The 17,317-nt window shown below is 71.9% G+C and carries 18 protein-coding genes; 7 read left to right on the top strand and 11 right to left on the bottom strand.

The genetic code is table 11. The features are described 5' to 3' along the window. On the top strand, window positions 1–704 hold a 704-nt coding region (locus tag MXD62_RS24005; RefSeq protein ID WP_248831714.1), incomplete at its 5' end, for a hypothetical protein. Between the two features lie 163 nt (window positions 705–867). On the opposite strand, the gene MXD62_RS24000 is transcribed toward MXD62_RS24005, so the two are convergent. After that, a complete protein-coding gene (locus tag MXD62_RS24000; RefSeq protein WP_248831713.1) occupies window positions 868–1,410 on the bottom strand; it encodes a hypothetical protein in 543 nt (180 codons plus the stop codon). 73 nt (window positions 1,411–1,483) lie between these two features. Then, on the bottom strand, window positions 1,484–1,969 hold the full coding sequence (locus MXD62_RS23995; RefSeq protein ID WP_248831712.1) for a TIGR03668 family PPOX class F420-dependent oxidoreductase: 486 nt from the start codon (window positions 1,967–1,969) through the stop codon (window positions 1,484–1,486). Between the two features lie 137 nt (window positions 1,970–2,106). Between MXD62_RS23995 and MXD62_RS23990 the strand changes: the two genes are divergently transcribed. Beyond that, on the top strand, window positions 2,107–2,838 hold the full coding sequence (locus MXD62_RS23990) for an alpha/beta fold hydrolase (protein ID WP_248831711.1): 732 nt from the start codon (window positions 2,107–2,109) through the stop codon (window positions 2,836–2,838). A gap of 42 nt (window positions 2,839–2,880) precedes the next feature. Here the strand turns inward: MXD62_RS23990 and MXD62_RS23985 are convergent, their stop codons facing one another. Together MXD62_RS23985 and MXD62_RS23980 are read right to left on the bottom strand one after the other, a co-directional pair. Further along, the gene (locus MXD62_RS23985; RefSeq protein ID WP_248831710.1) at window positions 2,881–3,588 is read right to left on the bottom strand and encodes a metal-dependent hydrolase; all 708 of its coding nucleotides are present in this window, start codon (window positions 3,586–3,588) and stop codon (window positions 2,881–2,883) included. Between the two features lie 193 nt (window positions 3,589–3,781). After that, complete coding sequence (locus MXD62_RS23980; RefSeq protein ID WP_248831709.1) at window positions 3,782–5,890, bottom strand: NACHT domain-containing protein; 2,109 nt, start codon at window positions 5,888–5,890, stop codon at window positions 3,782–3,784. Window positions 5,891–6,374: 484 nt separating this feature from the next. On the opposite strand from MXD62_RS23980, the gene MXD62_RS23975 reads away from it, so the two are divergent. The 3 genes from MXD62_RS23975 to MXD62_RS23965 all read left to right on the top strand — a co-directional run bounded on the left by MXD62_RS23975 (window position 6,375) and on the right by MXD62_RS23965 (window position 7,379). Next, window positions 6,375–6,566, top strand: a complete 192-nt coding sequence (locus tag MXD62_RS23975) for a hypothetical protein (RefSeq protein ID WP_248831708.1) — start codon at window positions 6,375–6,377, stop codon at window positions 6,564–6,566. 52 nt (window positions 6,567–6,618) lie between these two features. Further along, on the top strand, window positions 6,619–6,912 hold the full coding sequence (locus tag MXD62_RS23970; protein WP_248831707.1) for a hypothetical protein: 294 nt from the start codon (window positions 6,619–6,621) through the stop codon (window positions 6,910–6,912). A 152-nt stretch (window positions 6,913–7,064) separates the two neighbouring features. Further along, a complete protein-coding gene (locus tag MXD62_RS23965; RefSeq protein ID WP_248831706.1) occupies window positions 7,065–7,379 on the top strand; it encodes a hypothetical protein in 315 nt (104 codons plus the stop codon). Between the two features lie 483 nt (window positions 7,380–7,862). Here the strand turns inward: MXD62_RS23965 and MXD62_RS23960 are convergent, their stop codons facing one another. The 4 genes from MXD62_RS23960 to MXD62_RS23945 all read right to left on the bottom strand — a co-directional run bounded on the left by MXD62_RS23960 (window position 7,863) and on the right by MXD62_RS23945 (window position 11,503). Further along, window positions 7,863–9,026, bottom strand: a complete 1,164-nt coding sequence (locus MXD62_RS23960; RefSeq protein ID WP_248831705.1) for an acyl-CoA dehydrogenase family protein — start codon at window positions 9,024–9,026, stop codon at window positions 7,863–7,865. 47 nt (window positions 9,027–9,073) lie between these two features. Beyond that, a complete protein-coding gene (locus tag MXD62_RS23955) occupies window positions 9,074–9,985 on the bottom strand; it encodes a 3-hydroxybutyryl-CoA dehydrogenase (protein WP_308301314.1) in 912 nt (303 codons plus the stop codon). Window positions 9,986–10,225: 240 nt separating this feature from the next. Beyond that, complete coding sequence (locus MXD62_RS23950; RefSeq protein WP_248831704.1) at window positions 10,226–11,146, bottom strand: AEC family transporter; 921 nt, start codon at window positions 11,144–11,146, stop codon at window positions 10,226–10,228. A gap of 57 nt (window positions 11,147–11,203) precedes the next feature. Next, window positions 11,204–11,503, bottom strand: coding sequence for a hypothetical protein (locus MXD62_RS23945; RefSeq protein ID WP_248831703.1), 300 nt, complete (start codon window positions 11,501–11,503; stop codon window positions 11,204–11,206). A gap of 267 nt (window positions 11,504–11,770) precedes the next feature. On the opposite strand from MXD62_RS23945, the gene MXD62_RS23940 reads away from it, so the two are divergent. After that, on the top strand, window positions 11,771–13,033 hold the full coding sequence (locus MXD62_RS23940; protein WP_248831702.1) for an alkane 1-monooxygenase: 1,263 nt from the start codon (window positions 11,771–11,773) through the stop codon (window positions 13,031–13,033). 182 nt (window positions 13,034–13,215) lie between these two features. Beyond that, window positions 13,216–14,589: a cation:proton antiporter gene (locus tag MXD62_RS23935; RefSeq protein ID WP_248831701.1), complete on the top strand. Its 1,374-nt coding sequence runs from the start codon at window positions 13,216–13,218 to the stop codon at window positions 14,587–14,589. A gap of 40 nt (window positions 14,590–14,629) precedes the next feature. On the opposite strand, the gene MXD62_RS23930 is transcribed toward MXD62_RS23935, so the two are convergent. From MXD62_RS23930 to add, 3 genes are all read right to left on the bottom strand, one after another. Further along, window positions 14,630–15,367 carry a hypothetical protein gene (locus tag MXD62_RS23930; RefSeq protein WP_248831700.1) on the bottom strand — a complete coding sequence of 246 codons (738 nt, stop codon included), beginning with the start codon at window positions 15,365–15,367 and terminating at the stop codon, window positions 14,630–14,632. A gap of 87 nt (window positions 15,368–15,454) precedes the next feature. Further along, window positions 15,455–16,084 (bottom strand): hypothetical protein, encoded by a 630-nt coding sequence (locus tag MXD62_RS23925; protein WP_248831699.1) that lies wholly within the window; start codon window positions 16,082–16,084, stop codon window positions 15,455–15,457. A 143-nt stretch (window positions 16,085–16,227) separates the two neighbouring features. Beyond that, on the bottom strand, window positions 16,228–17,316 hold the full coding sequence (gene add / locus MXD62_RS23920) for an adenosine deaminase (RefSeq protein ID WP_248831698.1): 1,089 nt from the start codon (window positions 17,314–17,316) through the stop codon (window positions 16,228–16,230). Window position 17,317: the final 1 nt, after the last annotated feature.

Genomic DNA, 17,317 nt, shown 5'->3' with positions numbered 1-17,317 from the left:
ACGACGGCAAGGACAAGAAGCACCACGAGAAGAAGGACCACGAGAAGAAGGATTGGCCGTCCTACGGCGGCGAGTCCGACGGTGACGAGTCCGACGGCCCGGCTGAGCTCGCCGCCCCGCTGCCGGTTCCCGGTGCCCCGGCCGGCTCCGGCGACCCGGCTGAGCTCGTCGACACGCCGCTGGTTCCCGGTGTGGTCGGTGCTGTCGACCCGGTTGAGGTCGCCGACGCGGCGCTGGCTTCCGGTGACCTCCGCGAGAAGCCCGACAAGAAGCACAAGGATGTCTCGAAGCGTAAGGACGCCTTCAGCTACGAGCGGGTCGTCTGGTACGACGGCAAGGACAAGAAGCACCACGAGAAGAAGGACCACGAGAAGAAGGATTGGCCGTCCTACGGCGGCGAGTCCTACGGTGACGAGCCCGACGGTTATGTGGAGGACGGGGACGATGCGGGAGACGTAGCCGCCGCCTACCAGCCGGCCGGTGGCTACGACCGCCACTACAAGGATCTGGTGAAGAAGAAGATCAAGATTACTCTCGAGAAGGTGCTCTGGTACAACTCGAAGCACCACGAGCACAAGTACCCGTGGGCAGGGGCTCAGCAGTCGGAGCAGCCCACCGTGATCACCACCCCGCCGCCGGTGACTCCCGCGCCCCTTCCGGTTGCATCGCGGGTTAGGACGGCCTGCCTAATTGCGGCGGTATAGAAGCTGCCTGGATTCAGCGCAAACGCGGTGAGGCGCCGCCGGCCGGCCGGCGGCGCCTCACCGATTGACACGGTTCCGCGTGCTCGTACCTGTGGGGTGTGGGACATCGCTCGACTGCTGGGCTGTCCGCCGCCCGCGATCTCGTGGGCGACGTTTTCGAGCGTCAGCTCTGGTCGGTGACCTGGGCCGGCCAGGGCCTGATGAGCCCGCCGTCCCGGGGGCACGTCCACCATGGCTTCCGCTCGTGTACCACCGGCCGCATCGGGTGCGGATGGCCGGGGCACGGTGGCACGGGGTCTGAGATGAAGTCGTCGGCCAGGAACGTCTGCAGCCAGTCCGCGAGATCGACTGCCAGCTCGACTGGGTCGGTCGTCGGGCTCACGGATGTGCCGGCCGCACTGCCCCGGTAACGCGCCGAAACGGCCCACTCGCTCGCCCAGCCGATGACCTCGGGTTCGGTGACGGGAACCCCCAGATACGCGGCGACCTCGGCCGCGGTCGTCCGGTCCCGCACCACCAGTGCCAGCGCGTAGACCAGGTCGTCCTCGTCCGGGTCCTCGACGGTCACCGTGATCCACCGGCCATGGGGTGGCAGCTCGGCCAGGGCCGCGGCAGCCGCGGCCTCGATCCGCTGGCGAGGGGCCAGAAGGTGCTCGGGGGCCACGGCCGGCGATCCGCCGCTGCCTGCCTCCCGCGACTCAACCATGATCGAAGACTAGTCGGAACCGCGTCCCCCCGCGAGGGAGTACCCGGCTCTCCGCAGTGCCGAGGCGGGGTTCCTAGCGGGGGCGCCTACGTCTCCTCTCCGGCGCGCCATCGACTCCTTGGACCCTCTGGCGGGCTGTGAACGCCCAACCCTGCCATTTCTCGATCTGGACGAAAACAATTGGTCCGGTCGGGGTGACGGCCCGGTACTGGTCGTACTTTGCCGCCAGGTGGTGGATCGCCACTGCCCGCTTCACCCCTTCATCGCCGTCCGTGACAACTCGTGCGCGGCCATCCGCCCGAACCCACCACAGGCCGTCCCAGTCGTCTGTGTACTGGTCTACGAGGAGGCTGACTCGCGGGTTGGCGGCGATGTTCGCCAGCCGCCGTAGGGCCGTCGAGCGCTTCGGTTTGTGATCGACGGCGATGGCGACCTGATCGTCGTCCAGGGTGAACGTCACCGGCACCAGATGCGGCTGGCCGTCCACGCCGGCCGTTGCCAGGCGGGCGACCCGTGCCGCCGCGAAGCGAACGCGGCATTCGGCCTCGTCCAGGTTCACGGCACTCACCATAGCCAGCCGTTCCGATGGGCCGGTGCGTCCGGCCTGGCGGCCAGCCGGGATGTTCCTGGTCGGCGGCGCACGTGCGGGTGCACCGCCGCCGCGGCGTCGGCACCAGGCCTACTACTGTCCTTGTCATGGACCTGGCCGTGACGGAGGCTGGCGAGGGCGAGGCGCTCGTGGTGTTCGTGCACGGTGTTCTCGACAGCGGGCGCTCGTTCTCCCGGGTGGTCGACCTGCTCGCGTCCCAGTGCCGCATGCGCTGGTACGACCGCCGCGGTTACGGGACGTCGACGAACGCGACCGGCGCACCGGTGGACGTGAACGGCCACATCGAGGATCTCGTCGCGGTTCTGGACGGCCGCCGCGCGGTCGTCGTCGGCCATTCGTTCGGCGGGGTCATCGCCGCCGGGGCCGCGGTGCGGGCGCCGGAGAGCGTCGCGGCCGTGGTGCTCTACGAGACGGTGCTGGCGTGGGTGTCGGGGTGGGACGACCGGCGCATGCGGCAGATGCTGTGGAGCGAGGACCCTGAGGACGCGGGCATGCGCCTGATGCTCGGGGCGAAATACGACGCGATGAGCGCCGAGGCGCGGCTTCGGCTCCGGCCGCAGGCCCGCGCGTTCGTCACGGAGGAACGGTCGGCCCGGGCGCCGACACCGCCGTACGACATCGCCGCGCTGGAGATTCCCGTCGTGTACGGCTTCAGTGAGAGCTTCCCCGTCGTCGTGATGCGGCAGTACCTGAGCGCGGTGGTGCGTGACGTCGAGCTCGTGACTTTTCCTGGCGACCACTTCGCCCATCGCACGGCACCGGCGGAATTCGCCGGGCTTGTCCAGTTGGCGGTTCGGCGCGCGTCCGGGAAGGCGTAGTCCCGCGCCTCTAGCGGCGCGCGGGATTCGGCCGCGGGCGGGTCAGCTGAGCCAACTGATCGGATGATCGCCGATCAGGACCCGGGCCGTCAGGACGACGGCCGCGCAGGTGAGCAGCGGAACCACCACCAGGCGCTCGACCCGGCCGTCCGTTCTCGGCACCAGGACCGTCTCCATCCGCCAGTTCACCGGCCAGAGCAGGAGGCAGCCCCTGGGGGTCAGGCAGTCCCCGAGCAGGTGGGCGAGGCAGCCGATGGCGACGGCGTAACCGGCGAAGCTCATGTCGAGGCCGTGCATGAGGTAGATGGCGGCCCCGGCTGCCGCGCAGTCCTTCAGCCCGGACCAGAAAGGGTGGCCCTCGAAGTCCAGGCCGAGGCCGCGCAGCCCGAAGCCCACGAGGATGTACAGCGCCGCCCACCAGCCGTACTGGAAATGGGTGGCCAGCAGCCCCATGACCGCACCCATGGCGGCCGCGAACAGCAGCGAGTGGGTGGCGTGCCGGTGCCCGCCGGAGGCCCGGCCCACCCAGCGGCACAGGATCTTGGTGACGGGCCCGAGGGTGTTCGCGATCCGGCCGGAGGGATGGTCGATGTCGGGCAGCAGCCCGGCGCCCGCGGCCACCACCGCGCCGGCGATCACCTGTTGGGACGACAGCGACAGCGCGTACGACCCCAGCCACTCCTCCCGCGAGAGGACCGGCACGGCGGCCAACCAGACCACCGCTCCGCTCAGCACGTGCGTCTGCCCCATCACGGCAGCTCAACCCCGACGACCAGGACCCCGATGATCAGCACCGGTGGACTCTAGCGGGTCCACCGGGCGCAACGCCCGTGACACGCCAAAGTGCCATCCCGTCATCAGGCCGACAACCAGGGCAGCCGACCGGGGCCACCGGGCGCGGGCCATCCGGACCGCGGCGAAGCCTCCGGCGGGGGTGCGCGCCTCAGGGCGGGCCGGCGAGGTGGCGCTGGAGGTCGGCGTGGCGGAACTCCCACACCGCGCCGGCCCGGCACAGGACGCCGCGGGCGTGGGCGTCTTCGAGGAAAGTGACGAGGCGCAGGGGCTGCTGGCCGCGTGCGGCCAGCCATAGTCGGGCCAGCCCAAGTCGTCCCCATGCTGACGCGAGCCCGATCGCGAGTCCGCCCGCGAGCCCGGCGGAGAGTCCGATCGCGAGGGCGATCGCGATCACGAAGGCGGGTCCGATCGCGAGTCCGGCCATGAATCCGGCCAGGAGCACGAACGCGAGCCCGACCGCGAGCCCGCCCGCCAGTGTGAACGCGAGTCCGTTCACGAGGGCGCTCGTGCGGTCCTGGCTCAGGGTGTACCTGGGTTCGGCGCTCGATTGTGTATTCACAGGGGCGTCGAGCCCGACCCAGCCCACGAGCCCGACCGTGAGCCCGCACATCAGCCCGACCGTGAGCCCGGCCGGAGGCCCGTCCGTGAGCCCGATCGGGAGCCCGACCACGAGCCAGGCCGCGAGCCCACTCAGAAGAACGGGACCTCGAGGTAGTCGTAGCGCGGTCCGCGCCGGAGGCGCATACCCGAGGCCGCCCGCGAGCACGAACGCGAGACCGGCCGCCAGCCCGGCCGCCAGCCCGAACGGGAGCCCGAACGTGCGCGCGGCCGTGCGCGCGGCCGTGGGCCCGGCCACGACCCCGGCCGTGAGCGTGAGCGTGAGCCCGGTCGCGAGCCCGCCCGTGAGCCCGACCGTGAGGACCCGGTAGGTGCCGGGGGTCGCGCCGGGGATCTCCCACCAGGCGAGGCTGGTGGTGTGCAGGCGGTGTGCGAGGTGATGGCCGAGGAAGGCCAGGTAGCGGGTGGCCTGCTTGATGGTCCAGCGGGTCGGCTGGTGGGGGTGTGGCCGGTAGGCGGCGGGGATGAACCCGGCGAGCAGGTGTTGTTCGACGGCGGCCGCGGTGGGCAGGGCGCACAGGTCGGTGGGACTGGGCAGGCCCAGGCTGGACTCCCAGGGCCGTGGGTTGTAGGCGGTGCTGGCGAGGAAGGCGGTCAGCGGGGTGGTGAGCGCCTGGGCGACGGACGAGGTCGGGTCAGCCAGAGCGGTCAGGGCTGGTGCCCATCGGAGTGGGCCGTCACCGCCGGCGCCGGCCAGCAGATAGCCCCTGATCGCCGTCGAGGTGAGGGGGAGGACGTGGATGCCGGCGGCGCCGTCGAGGTGGATCGGCCGCTGGTCGGGGTCGGGATGCACGGCTGCGCGGAACTCGTCGGTGCGGCAGCTCAGCACGAGCCCGATGTCGCCGGGGAGTTCGTCGTTGATCGAGGCGAGAGCCTGGTCGGTGCCGCCGGCGCGGATCTCGTCCAGCCCGTCGAGGACCGGCAGGATCAGCCCGGCGCGCAGCAGCGCTCCAGCCCGGGTGTCACCGGTGGCCGCGTCGACGGCGGACAGGTGGGGGTACTCAAGCAGGATCTGGTCTTCCAGCCAGCCGTACAGGCTTTGCCAGTCGGGGATCCAGGAGGCCAGCGGGACCAGCAACGGCACCGGCTCGCCGGCCTGGCGGCGGCCGATCAGGTCCAGGACGAACCGCACCAGCAGGACCGTCTTGCCAGCCCCGGGCTCGCCGAGCACGACCAGCCGCCCGCAGGGGCTGCGGTCGTAGGTCGCGAGCAACGCGCCACTACCGGCGAGGCTGCCCGGCCCGCTGCCCGGGGTGCCGGATACCGGTCCGTTTCGTCCATCCACGGCCTCCTGTCGCAGCTTGGGCCAGCTGTGGACCAGGTCGGCGTCGGCGGCCCGCCAGAACACTTCCAGCGGCGGGCCGCCCACCCCGCGGCGGGTCGCTTCGGTGTCCCATTGATCGCGCACCAGGTCAGCGAGCCGGTCGGCGACCCTCTCGATGTCCAGGCCCCCGGCACGGGCGAAGGCCCTGTCCGCGAGAAAGGCCGCGACCGGCAGTAGCACTCCGACCGCGATTAGCACGGCAGCCCAGCCACCCTGCCCGGCCAGCCCCGCCGCCCAGCCGACGGCCACGGCTGCGCCGCCAGCTATCAGCCAGAACGGGCGTTGTGCCTCCCCGTGCCCCCCGCTGATGCTCATAGCAAGCATTTATCCACACTGCGCTATATACATTCGCTCGGGGGCGAGTGCGTTGACCGTGCCATGGCCAGCCGGTGGTAGGTGGCTGCCGGGGGAGTCGGATCGCCTACCCTCGATCGGTGGGTGGCCCGGATCATGGTTGCTGCCAGGGAAACGCGGGTTCGTCAGCCCTTGAGCAGGGCGCGGGACATGACGACGCGCTGGATCTGGTTCGTGCCCTCGTAGATCGCGTGATCTTGGCTAAATCGGGCTGATCATGCCTTCTACCTGCGTGTTTAAAGCGCCGTGCACCTGGCGGGGCCTGCCGAATCCACGCTATGTCCACGCAGGCTCGATTCCGGCCCGAACTCCGCCCCCCGGGACCGCCCTCGGTGCCCAGGCCGGGCACGCTGGCCCCTTGGGGTCGCCCAGGCTGCCACAGTCAGCCATCATGGATGAAGCTACGGTTAGGTTGGTGCGGCGCGCATCGGTAGGGAGGCTGACCATGGACCCAGCGGCGCAGCCCTACCCTGAGCCACACGAGTGGGTTGATGAACCCGACGTCGACACCAAGCGCGCGATCGACGAGGCCCACGAGGATGTCGAGGCGGGCCGTACCGTCCTCTGCCTGTCCGACGCCGCGTTCGATGCCCTCCTCGACCAGCTGGCCGCCGAGGAGCATCCCAAGGCAAGCTGAGTAGCCGTGACCTCCTCACCAGTGCAGGCGATCACCGCACTATCGTGACCACGTGCCCACGTACGAGCAGGTGGCCCGCTTCATGGCGGAGTACGCGCGGCTGACTCCCGAGCAGCGGCGAGCGTTCCGCCGCGCGGTCGCACTGTTCCGTGAAGGCTTGGAGGCGGGCCAGTTCCACCCAAGCCTCGGGGTGAAGGGCTTCCGCTCCGAGCCGGGCGTATTCGAACTGCGGTGGGCGAAGGACGGCCGGGCCCTGTGGGAGTACGGCGAGCCCGTTCCGGGCCGCGACGGCCCGCATGTCCGCTGGCTGCGGATCGGCACCCACGACATCTACAAGAGCCGGTAACCGCCGCCCTGAAGGGCGACATGCACCCGCTCGTCGCACCCACCGGCTGGGGGTGGACCGGCCACGGCACCCGCTCCGCGCGCCAACTAAAGCACCGGGCAGCGGGGGACACTTGAGAAGTACCGATCCACCCGCTGCTTGTGACGCTCTACGTGCGGCATCTGGACGAGTTCGGCACCGCCGAGGACGGGCGGCTGTTCCGGGGCGTCACCGGGGGACCGGTGACGAACGACCGTCATCGGAAGGTGCGGGCGAAGGCGCGGAAACGGGCGCTGTCGTCGGCCGAGTTCATCTCGCCACTTGCGCACCGCCCGTACGACCTTCGGCACGCTGCCGTGTCGGAGTGGCTGAACGCCGGAGTGGCCCCGACACAGATCGCCCAGTGGGCCGGTCACTCGGTCGCGGTGCTGCTGCACACCTACGCCCGGTGCATCGTCGGTCAGGACGAGGCGGCCGGCCTGAACTGATTGCGGTCCTCACCGCAGCGGGGTGTGGTAGATCTTCATCGGTCGAGGCTCGTCGGGCCCGCCACCAGAACGATGTCCGGACGGCCCGCGTCGGGTGGATCTCTGTGCTCGCCTTCCTGGGCACGGTCGCGGCCTTCTGGCTTCTGTCGCCGGCCGGGCATCGCCCCGTTCTGCCGATGCTTCTGTGGCTTGTGGTGCCCGCGGTCTCGTTGTCCCGTGCCGCCCTCGCCCGGCGGCGTCTACGCCAGGGGTGGCTAGCCGCAGCAGCGAGGTCCTCGTCCTACACCGACACCCAGTTGCACGGGGCGGCCCCCACCGGCACGGTGGGGCCGGCGCGGGACAACCCTTGATCGAATCCATGCTATGTCCACAAACACTCGGCAGCAGCCATGATCGACCGGTGGTAGTCGGGAATCCGGGCCGCCACCCCATGATCGGTTGGCGGCCCAGGTCATGGCTGCTGCCAGGGGAAACGCGGGTTCGTCAGCCCTTGAGCAGGGCGCGGGACATGACGACGCGCTGGATCTGGTTGGTGCCCTCGTAGATCTGCGTGATCTTCGCGTCGCGCATCATCCGCTCGACCGGGAAGTCGCGGGTGTAGCCGGCGCCGCCGAAGAGCTGGACGGCGTCGGTGGTCACCTCCATGGCGACGTCCGAGGCGAAGCACTTCGCCGCGGCCGTGATGAAGCCGAGGTTCGGCTCGCCGCGCTCGGCGCGGGCCGCGGCCACGTACACCATGTGCCGGGCGGCCTCGATCTTCATCGCCATGTCGGCGAGCATGAACTGGACGGCCTGGTTGTCGGCGATCGCGCGGCCGAACTGGCGGCGCTCGCGGACGTAGCCGATCGCCGCGTCCAGCGCGCCCTGGGCGATGCCGACGGCCTGGGCGCCGATCGTGGGCCGGGTGTGGTCGAGGGTGGCCAGGGCGGTGCGCAGGCCGGTGCCGGGCTCGCCGATGATCCGGTCGGCGGGGATCGTGCAGTTGACGAAGTGGATCTCCCGGGTGGGGGAGCCCTTGATGCCGAGTTTGCGCTCCTTGGAGCCGACCTCGAAGCCGGGGTCGTCGGCCCGGACGACGAACGCCGAGATGCCGTTGGCCGGCTTCGCCGCGTTCGGGTCGGTCACGGCCATGACGGTGTACCAGAGGGACTCGCCGGCGTTGGTGATCCAGGTCTTGGTGCCGTTGAGGACCCAGTGGTCGCCGTCGAGCTGCGCCCGGGTGCGCATGGAGGCGGTGTCCGAGCCGGCCTCCCGCTCCGAGAGCGCGTAGGAGGCGGTGGCCTCCCCGCTGGCGATCGAGGGCAGGACGAGCTTCTTCAGGTCCTCCGAGCCGGACAGCAGGATCGGCATGGTGCCGAGCTTGTTGACCGCCGGAATGAGGGACGAGGAGGCACAGGCCCGGGCGACCTCCTCGATGACGATGCAGGTCGTCACCGAGTCGGCGCCCTGACCGCCGTACTCCTCCGGGATGTGTACGGCACTGAACCCGGAGCGGACCAACGCGTTGTGGGCCTCGACGGGATAGCGCTCGTTCTCGTCGGCGTCGGCGGCGAACGGGGCGATCTCCTTCTCGGCGAGATCGCGCACCGCCTCGCGCACGGCGACGTGGGTGTCGGTGAGCCGGTAGGTGTCGAAGTTCGGGTCCACGTCCGTGCCGTCCTCGTCCTAGCTGGTCCTGGCGATGGTCAGGTGGGTCAGGCGTAGCTGTGGAAGCCGCGCCCGGTCTTCTTCCCGAGCAGGCCGGCGTCCACCATCCGCAGCAGCAGCGGCGGCGGCGAGTACAGCGGCTCCTTGAACTCCTCGTACATCGACTCGGCGACGGCCTTCACCGTGTCGAGCCCGATCAGGTCGATCAGCCGCAGCGGCCCCATCGGGTGGGCGCAGCCGAGCACCATGCCGAGGTCGATGTCCTCCGCGGAGGCGAAGCCGGACTCCTGCATCCGGATGGCCGAGAGCAGGTAGGGCACGAGCAGCGCGTTCACCACGAAGCCGGCTCGGTCCTGCGACCGGATGACCTCCTTGTGTAGCGCCGAGGTCACGAACGCCTGGGCGCGGGCGAGGGTCTGCTCCGAGGTGAGCAGCGACGGGACGAGCTCGACCAGCCTCATCACCGGCACCGGGTTGAAGAAGTGCACGCCGAGGACCTGGTCCGGCCGGCTGGTGGCCATCCCCAGCTTCATGATCGGGATGGACGACGTGTTCGAGGCGAAGATCGCGGAGTCGTCGGCGACGACCTTGTCGAGGGCGGCGAAGATCTCGGTCTTGGCCTGCTCGTTCTCGGCGATGGCCTCGACGGTGAACTGGCGGTCGGCGAAGTCGCCGAGGTCGGTGGTGAACGACAGGCGGGCCAGCGCCGCGTCCCGGTCGGCCTCCTGGAGCTTGCCGTTGCGGGTGCCGCGGTCCAGCGAGGCGGTGATCCGGCGGCGGCCGGCCTCGACAGCGCCGGCGTCGACCTCCCGGACCAGGACGTCGAGTCCCGCCCGGGCGCACGCCTCGGCGATTCCGGAGCCCATCAGACCGCATCCGACGACGCCGATCCGCCGGATCTCGCCGGCCGCCGGGGTCTCGCTCGGGGTCTGTACCTGCTCCGCCTGGGTCTCGGCCACGTGGCCGCCTCCGTTCTCGTGCTGCTCGTGTCTGGCGCCGTGCGCGGTGCGTCCGCCCGGCGGACCGCCGTCCCCGGGGGACAGCGGTCTCGGGGCGACGCCGCCTCCAGGCGACCGCCGCGTGCTGCCGCCCGTGGAGGAGTCTCGTCTGCCCGTGCGGCGGCTGCGACCTCTGGATAGCCTCCCTATCCAACTATAGGACGCCCTTGTAGTTGCTTGCGGCCATCCGGTGATCCGGCGTTACGGGTGTAGCGGGAGTGACCAGACCGCGAGGGTGAGCACCGACAGCGGAGCGCCCACCCCGACGAGCAGGCTCGGCAGCGGCGGCGCCAGGCCGTGCCGGTTGGCGATGATCGCCCCGGCGACCATCGGCGGCATGGCGGTCTCGAACAACGCCACCCTGACGTTCGGGTCGGTGAGGACGTCCGGGTCGGTGAGCGCGCCCGCGAGCGCGTAGCAGCCCAGGACCACGACCGGCGCCACGGCCAGCTTCACCACCAGCCCCAGGGTCAGCTCACGCCGCCACCGGCGGACGGCCGGCAGCCGCAGCTGCAGGCCCACCGAGAACAGGGCCAGCGGGGTGAGCGTTGCCCCGACCGAGGCCAGGGCCTCGTCCAGCCAGGCGGGGAAGCCCACCGGGCGCAGCGCCAGCGCCAGCACCAGGGCGATGAGCGAGGGACGCGCCAACGCCCTGCGGGCCACCGCCAGCGGCGTCGACGCGGCGCCCGCGGTGGCCGTCACCAGCACCAGCACGACGGTGTTCAGCAGCAGGGAGGAGCCGAGCTGGTCGGCGAGCAGCGCGACGGGTACCCACTGCTCGCCGAAGAACGCCGTGACCATCGGGATGCCGACGAACGAGGTGTTCGCCACCGCGGTCGCGGCCACCAGCGCGACCACGACCTCCCGCGGCAGCCGCATCAGCCGTGCCGCCGCCAGGTAGATCAGCACGGTGACGGCGAACAGAAGGTACGGGGCGGCCACAACGATCGCGACGTTCGACGGGATCTCCACGCCGTGCAGCACGTGCAGGGTCAGCGCGGGCAGGGCGACGTCGAGCAGCCAGATGTTGAGCGCCCGCGGGGCGTCGTCAGGGAGCTGGAACGAGCGCTGCGCCACCACCCCGGCGACAAGGCCGACAAATACGACGACCAGGGCGGACACCGACGCATCGTCTCAGCCCGCAGGCCGGCCGAAATCGCCTCGCACGCGTCGCCTGCGTCACTCGGCCGGGGCGTCGGAGGGCTCCGGTCGGCTTGGCTTGGCCGATGGGCCCGCTCCGTCGGGGTCGTGGCCCGGCCGGTGGGGCGAGCTCCCGCTGGCCGGGCGGGCCAGCCGGGTGCGGTAGAGGCGGGTGAAGGTGATGTGGCCGGCGAAGAGCAGCCCGGCGACGACGTAGTTCAGATCACCGAGGGACTCCTGCCCGGGCAGTGGGAGGAGCGTGTAAGTGATGAGGACGGCCGCCGAGAGGAACAGCGTGCCGATCGTGACACCGCCGATCCACGGCGGAGCATCGGTCATCGACCCGTGCCCTGCCACCTCCGGCACGGCACCCACCGGCACGGCCGGCGGTCCGGGCGTCGGGCTGGACGGCGGTTCGCTCTGCGGCCTCACGGTGCCAGTCTGCACCGCCGGGGTGTCCCGGCGGGACCGGTCGGTGAACCGCCGGTGGCCGCCGGGTGCCTTCCACCTGGGTCGATTGTTCCTGCCGGTGGTGGATGTGACACTGCTCGGGCGGACGAGGCCGGGTCCCGGGCAGGCGGGCCCGGCAGGCTGGGAGGGCGGCAGATGACGGCGCCGGTGCTCGTCGGCCCGGGCGGGGTCGCCTGGCGCGACGGCAAGCGTTACATGTGGCTGACGGCGCTGCTGCCGCCGCTGCTGCCGATCGTCTCGTTCGGGCTCTGGCACCGCACCGGGTCGGGCCTGCCCTGGTGGCTCACGCCCGCCTTCGTGTTCGTGCTGCTGCCCGTGCTCGACGCGACGACCCCGAAGGACCCGGTCGGCGCCCCGGAGGGAACCCGCGAGGCGCTGGACGCCGACCGCTACTACCGCTGGTGCACCTACCTCTATCTGCCGCTCGCCGGTATCGCGCTGCTCATGGGCTGCTGGGCGTGGACGCGCGGCGACCTGTCGGTGATCGAGCGGGTGGCGGTCGTCCTCGCGCTCGGCACGGTCACCGGGATCGGCATCAACACCGCGCACGAGCTGGGCCACAAGCGCGCCCGGGTCGAGCGCCGGCTCGCGAAGGCCATGCTGGCGCCCGCCGCCTACGGGCACTTCTACGTGGAGCACAACCGGGGCCATCACGTCCACGTCGCGACGCCGCGGGATCCGGCCAGCGCCCGGATGGGGGAGAGCTTCTGGCGGTTCTGGCCGCGCACGGTCGTCGGCAGCCTGCGGTCGGCCTGGGCGCTCGAGGCGGCCCGGCTGCGTCTGCGTGGTCGTTCACCCTGGTCGCCGCGCAACGAGGTGCTTTCCGCCTGGTGCTACACGGTGGTGCTGTTCGGGGTTCTCGCGGTGGCGTTCGGGCCGGCGGTGCTCGCCTTCCTCGTGCTGCAGGCGGTCGTCGGCTTCTCCCTGCTGGAGTCGGTCAACTACATCGAGCATTACGGGCTGGCGCGGGAGTGGACCGCGGCCGGCCGGTACGAGAAGGTCGACCCACGGCACAGCTGGAACAGCGACGACGTCATCAGCAATCTCGCGCTGTACCACCTGCCCCGACACAGCGATCATCACGCGCACCCCACCGTGCGCTACCAGTCGCTGCGGTCCTTCGCCTCGGCTCCGCAGCTTCCCGCCGGATACGGCTCGATGATCGTCACATCGCTGTTCCCCCGGTTCTGGTTCCGAGTCATGGATCCGAGGGTCGCCGCGCACTACGGCGGTGACGTGACCCGGGCCAATCTCGACCCCGCGCGGCGCGCGCGGCTCGTCGCCCGCTATGGCGGGGGCGGCGCCGCGGCCGCCGCGCCAGCGGCCGCTTCGCCACAGGCCGTTGCGCCCGCTGCGTCGGAGGTCGATGCGTTGCCCGATCGCGTTTCGGCGGGCTGAAGCGGCAAGCCCGAACCGAAATCCATCACCGCCTTCCCGGAGGTCCCGATTCTTGTCAGTCGGGCCCGGGATCTTCGGCTGGGCGCTAACCTCATCGCACCTGATTCACCCGGTGGACGGCGAGCTGAAACGACTACGTGGCGGCGGGGGCTGGCGCAGTGAACGCGACGGAGACGTCATTCGTGACGGCGGCCCCGGTGGCCTCGTTGTCCCATCATTCATTGCTCATTTTTCTTCTTCAGGTGACCGTCCTGTTGTGCCTCGCGCTGGGGCTCGGTCGTCTCGCCATCCGACTCGGGCTGCCCTCCGTGGTCGGTGAACTGCTCGCGGGCGTGGTGGTCGGCCCATCGCTGCTCGGGGCGGTCGCGTCCGAGTTCTCGGGCTGGCTGCTGCCCGCCGAGCCCGACCAGATGCACCTGCTCGACGCGCTGGGGCAGATCGGCGTGATCCTCCTGGTGGGTCTCACCGGCATCGAGATGGATATGCGGATGGTCCGCCGGCGGGGAGCCACCGCCGCGCGGATCAGCATCGCCGGCCTCGTGCTGCCGGTCGGGCTCGGCATCGGCGCGGGCCTGCTCCTGCCGGAGTCGCTGCTGGCGGACGGCGCCGACCGCGGGGAGTTCGCGCTGTTCCTCGGGGTGGCCATGGGGGTCAGCGCGATCCCCGTCGCGGCCAAGATCCTGCACGACATGCGGCTGCTGCACCGCAACGTCGGCCAGCTCATCCTCGCCTCCGCCACGGTTGACGACGCGGTCGGCTGGTCGTTGCTGTCGGTGGTCTCCGCGATGGCGACAACGGGGGTGCGCGGCGGCGACATCGCGTGGCCGGTGCTCAGCGTGATCGGTGTCGTCGCCGCGGCGTTCGTTGTCGGCCGCCCGCTCGCCCGGCTGGCCGTCGCCGCCGGCGGCCTTGCCGGGCCGTCCGCTGAAACGGCTGACACCGGCGGCACCGGATCGGGTTCCGGTATCGCGGTGGCGGTCGTCTTCATCCTCGCCGCGGCCGCCGGGACGCACGCTCTCAAACTGGAGGCGATCCTCGGCGCGTTCATCGCCGGCATCCTGCTCGGGTCCACGCCGACTCTGGACATCCGGCGGCTCGAACCGCTCCGCCTGATGGTCATGGGCGTGCTCGCGCCGATCTTCTTCGCGTCCGCCGGGCTGCGCATCGACCTGACCGCGCTGACCCGGCCGGAGGTGGCGCTCGCCGCCGTCGTGATCCTCGGACTCGCGATCCTGGGCAAGTTCGCCGGTGCCTACATCGGTGCCCGCGCGAGCCGGCTGGGGCACTGGGAGGCGCTCTCGCTGGGCGCGGGCCTGAACGCCCGCGGCGTCATCGAGATCGTCGTGGCCGGCACGGGCCTGCGCCTCGGCGTCCTCTCCACCGCGACGTACACCGTGATCGTCCTGGTGGCGGTCGTGACGTCGATCATGACGCCGCCGATCCTGCGGGCGACCATGCGCCGGGTGGAGCAGACCGCCGAGGAGCAGCTGCGCGAGCTCGACCTGGCCGGCCGCTCCGTCGGGGCGCCCCGCGGCCTCGACACCGAACGCCCCTGAGGAGCGGCCAGCCCCCGGCAAGCGCCCGCTGACCCGCGGGTCAGCGGGCGCTGAGGATCTTCTCGAAGAACTCCCGGTAGCCGCGCAGCGCCTTGCGCAGGTCCTCGGTCGACGGCTCACCGTGGTCGTGCCAGGCGGAGCGCAGCCCCGAGTGCTCCCGGCCGATCCGGTCGGTCAGCGACCGGACCGCCTCGTCCACCAGCCGGTCGGCCTTCTCGACCGCCTGGCGGGGATGGTCGACGAAGTCGATCAGGACCTGCCGCCACGCGCCTTCCGGCTCGCCGGACGAGGTGGCCTCGGTGGCCGTCGGCCCGGCACCTGCCGAGCCGGCTGATGTCGGGCCGCCAGGCGCCGAGCCGGCGGAGGTCGGGCCAGTCGAAGTCGGGCCGGCAGGGGCCGAGCCGGCAGGGGCCGGGCGGCCGGCCGTGGCCGGATCACCGTCGCCCGGCTCGTCACGGACGGCGTCCGGCGGTGCCGCGGGGCCGCTCGTCCCGGTGGTGAACCCCGGCTCGTCGCCGACCAGGGCGTACGCCGAGGCGTCCGGCTCCGCCGCCGTGCCCGGCTCCGCCGCCGTGCCCGGCAGCGCCGTCGTGCCCAGCGGTGTCGAAGCCGCCGGGGCAACCCGGTCATCCGCCTGGTCCACCTGGGCCGTTCGGTCCGTCTGGGCCGCGGGCGCGCCGGCCGGGCCGGGGGTGGAACGGGCGGACGGGCCGCCGTCGGTGGTCCGCTCCCCGGACGGCGGTCCCATCTCGGGCTCGCGTGCGTCGAATGCGTTCATTGCGGGTCCTCCTGCCTTGGAGTCTCGGCCGAGTCGTGCGCCAGGCCCGCCCGGGGCCGTTGCCGGCGGCGGGGGACGTCCGAGCCGTCAGGTGCGCTGCCGCGGGGGCCCGGCCAGGGCCGGGGAGCTCCGGGCGTCCTGGTCCCGCGGCTCCGTCTCGCCGGTGACCAGCCATCCGAAGAGCCCGCGCAGCTGGACCAGGGCGGTGCGCAGTTCCTCGGTGTCGGGGCCGTCGGTGTCGGGGCCGCCCGCCGGGGCCTCGGCGCGGGCGTGCGCGTCCCGGTAGGGGGCGACCAGCTCGGGCCGCTCGGCGGAGATCAGATCGGCCCGCTCGTCGAAGGTCGACTCCGGGTAGCCCCGGGCGCGCATCACCTCGACGACGAGCCGGTCCGCCTGGCGGGCGGAGTCGGCGGGGTCGTCGACGAACCGCGCCTGGACGGCGTCCCAGCGGGTGAGATACCCGGCGCGGGCGGGCTCGTCGAGCGGCTGGAGGTCAAGCTCGTCGCGCCGCCGGGCCACCTCGGCGAGCCTGCGTTCGGCCGCGCGGCGATCCCCGCCGCTGTGTTCCACCACACGGTCGTACTCCGGCCCGAAACGACTGCGCAGCGCCCGGCCGGAACCGCCCGGGGCCAGCCGGGCACCCCCGAGCACGCCAACGAGGACCACGCCCAGGATTACGAGAACGAGGACCAGCAGGAACCATCCCAGCGCCGACACGGCGTGACCTCCGTACGAATCGGCTGATCACCAACGACGTCGGCTGCGGTACCCGTGGGCCCACCCCATAAACGCGGGACGCCCGTTCCCGCAACGCCTGTCCGGGCTCCGCCAGGCGCGTGCCAGGCCCCGGCGGGCCCTGCTCAGCCCCCCGCGGGGGCCGCGGGGCGGACGCCGAGATCCACCGCGGCCGCGGTGAACTCGGCCCGCAGCCGCTCCTTGCCGTCCGCCGGCAGGAAGGAGTGCTCCACCGCCGCGGCGGCCACGTCGAACACCTGCTGCCGGGAGAGCCCGAGCGAGCGCAGCGCGTGCAGGTACTCCGCGCGCAGCGTCGTGTTGAACATGGGCGGGTCGTCGCTGTTCAGGTTCACCTGGAGGCCCTGCGCGATCATCTCCGGCAGCGGGTGCACCCCGTAGCTGGCCACGGCCCCGGTGCACAGGTTCGAGGTGGGGGAGACCTCCAGCGGGATGCGGTGCCGGCGCAGGTGCTCGACCAGCGCCGGGTCGCCCAGCGCGCTGGTCCCGTGCCCGATCCGCTCCGCGTGCAGGTACTCGAGCGAGTCCCAGATGGTCCGGGGCCCGGTCGTCTCGCCCGCGTGCGGGACGCAGTGCAGGCCGGCGTCCCGTGCCGCGGTGAAGACCGGGCCGAACTGGGGCCGCGGCACCCCGACCTCGGGCCCGCCCAGGCCCAGCGCGATCACACCCTCGCCGCCATGGGCCAGGGCCAGCTCCAGGGTGCGCTCGCCGGAGGCGACGTTGTCCGTCCCCGGCAGGCCGGGGATGTCGGTGATCCAGCGCACCTGGATGCCGGCCTCGCGCTCCGCGTCGAGCCGGCCCGCCTCCACACCGGCGAACACGACCGCGGGGTCGATGCCGCGCTGGACGTGCAGAAAGGGCGTGAAGGTGATCTCCGCGTAGCGCACCCGCTGCGCGGCCAGCCCGAGCGCGGTCTCCCGGGCGAGCAGGCGGAAGTCCTCCTCGTCCCGCAGGACCTGGACGGCGGCCAGGTAGACCTCGATGAAGTGGTCGAAGTCGCGGAACTCGTAGTAGGCCCGCAGGGCGTCCAGGTCGGTCGGCAGATGGTCGACGCCGTGGCGGCGGGCGAGCCGCAGCAGGGTCGCCGGCAGCATCGAGCCCTCCAGGTGGACGTGCAGCTCCACCTTGGGCAGCCCGTCCACGAACTGCTCGTCCGTCACCTCGTCGGTGACCTGACCGGTCACGGGGTCGCTCACG

This window comes from Frankia sp. Mgl5 (genome assembly GCF_023242985.1).
In the GTDB taxonomy this organism is placed as follows: domain Bacteria; phylum Actinomycetota; class Actinomycetes; order Frankiales; family Frankiaceae; genus Parafrankia; species Parafrankia soli.
Note: the sequence above shows the minus strand (reverse complement) of the source record. Positions and strands in the feature narration are given on the sequence as shown.

Bases quoted from the DNA above. Each gene is read 5' to 3' on its own strand.
- MXD62_RS24000 (WP_248831713.1), bottom strand. From the start codon at position 1,410: ATGGTTGAGTCGCGGGAGGCAGGCAGCGGCGGATCGCCGGCCGTGGCC.
- MXD62_RS23990 (WP_248831711.1), top strand. From the start codon at position 2,107: ATGGACCTGGCCGTGACGGAGGCTGGCGAGGGCGAGGCGCTCGTGGTG.
- MXD62_RS23985 (WP_248831710.1), bottom strand. From the start codon at position 3,588: ATGGGGCAGACGCACGTGCTGAGCGGAGCGGTGGTCTGGTTGGCCGCC.
- MXD62_RS23980 (WP_248831709.1), bottom strand. From the start codon at position 5,890: ATGAGCATCAGCGGGGGGCACGGGGAGGCACAACGCCCGTTCTGGCTG.
- MXD62_RS23975 (WP_248831708.1), top strand. From the start codon at position 6,375: ATGGACCCAGCGGCGCAGCCCTACCCTGAGCCACACGAGTGGGTTGAT.
- MXD62_RS23945 (WP_248831703.1), bottom strand. From the start codon at position 11,503: ATGACCGATGCTCCGCCGTGGATCGGCGGTGTCACGATCGGCACGCTG.
- MXD62_RS23940 (WP_248831702.1), top strand. From the start codon at position 11,771: ATGACGGCGCCGGTGCTCGTCGGCCCGGGCGGGGTCGCCTGGCGCGAC.
- MXD62_RS23930 (WP_248831700.1), bottom strand. From the start codon at position 15,367: ATGAACGCATTCGACGCACGCGAGCCCGAGATGGGACCGCCGTCCGGG.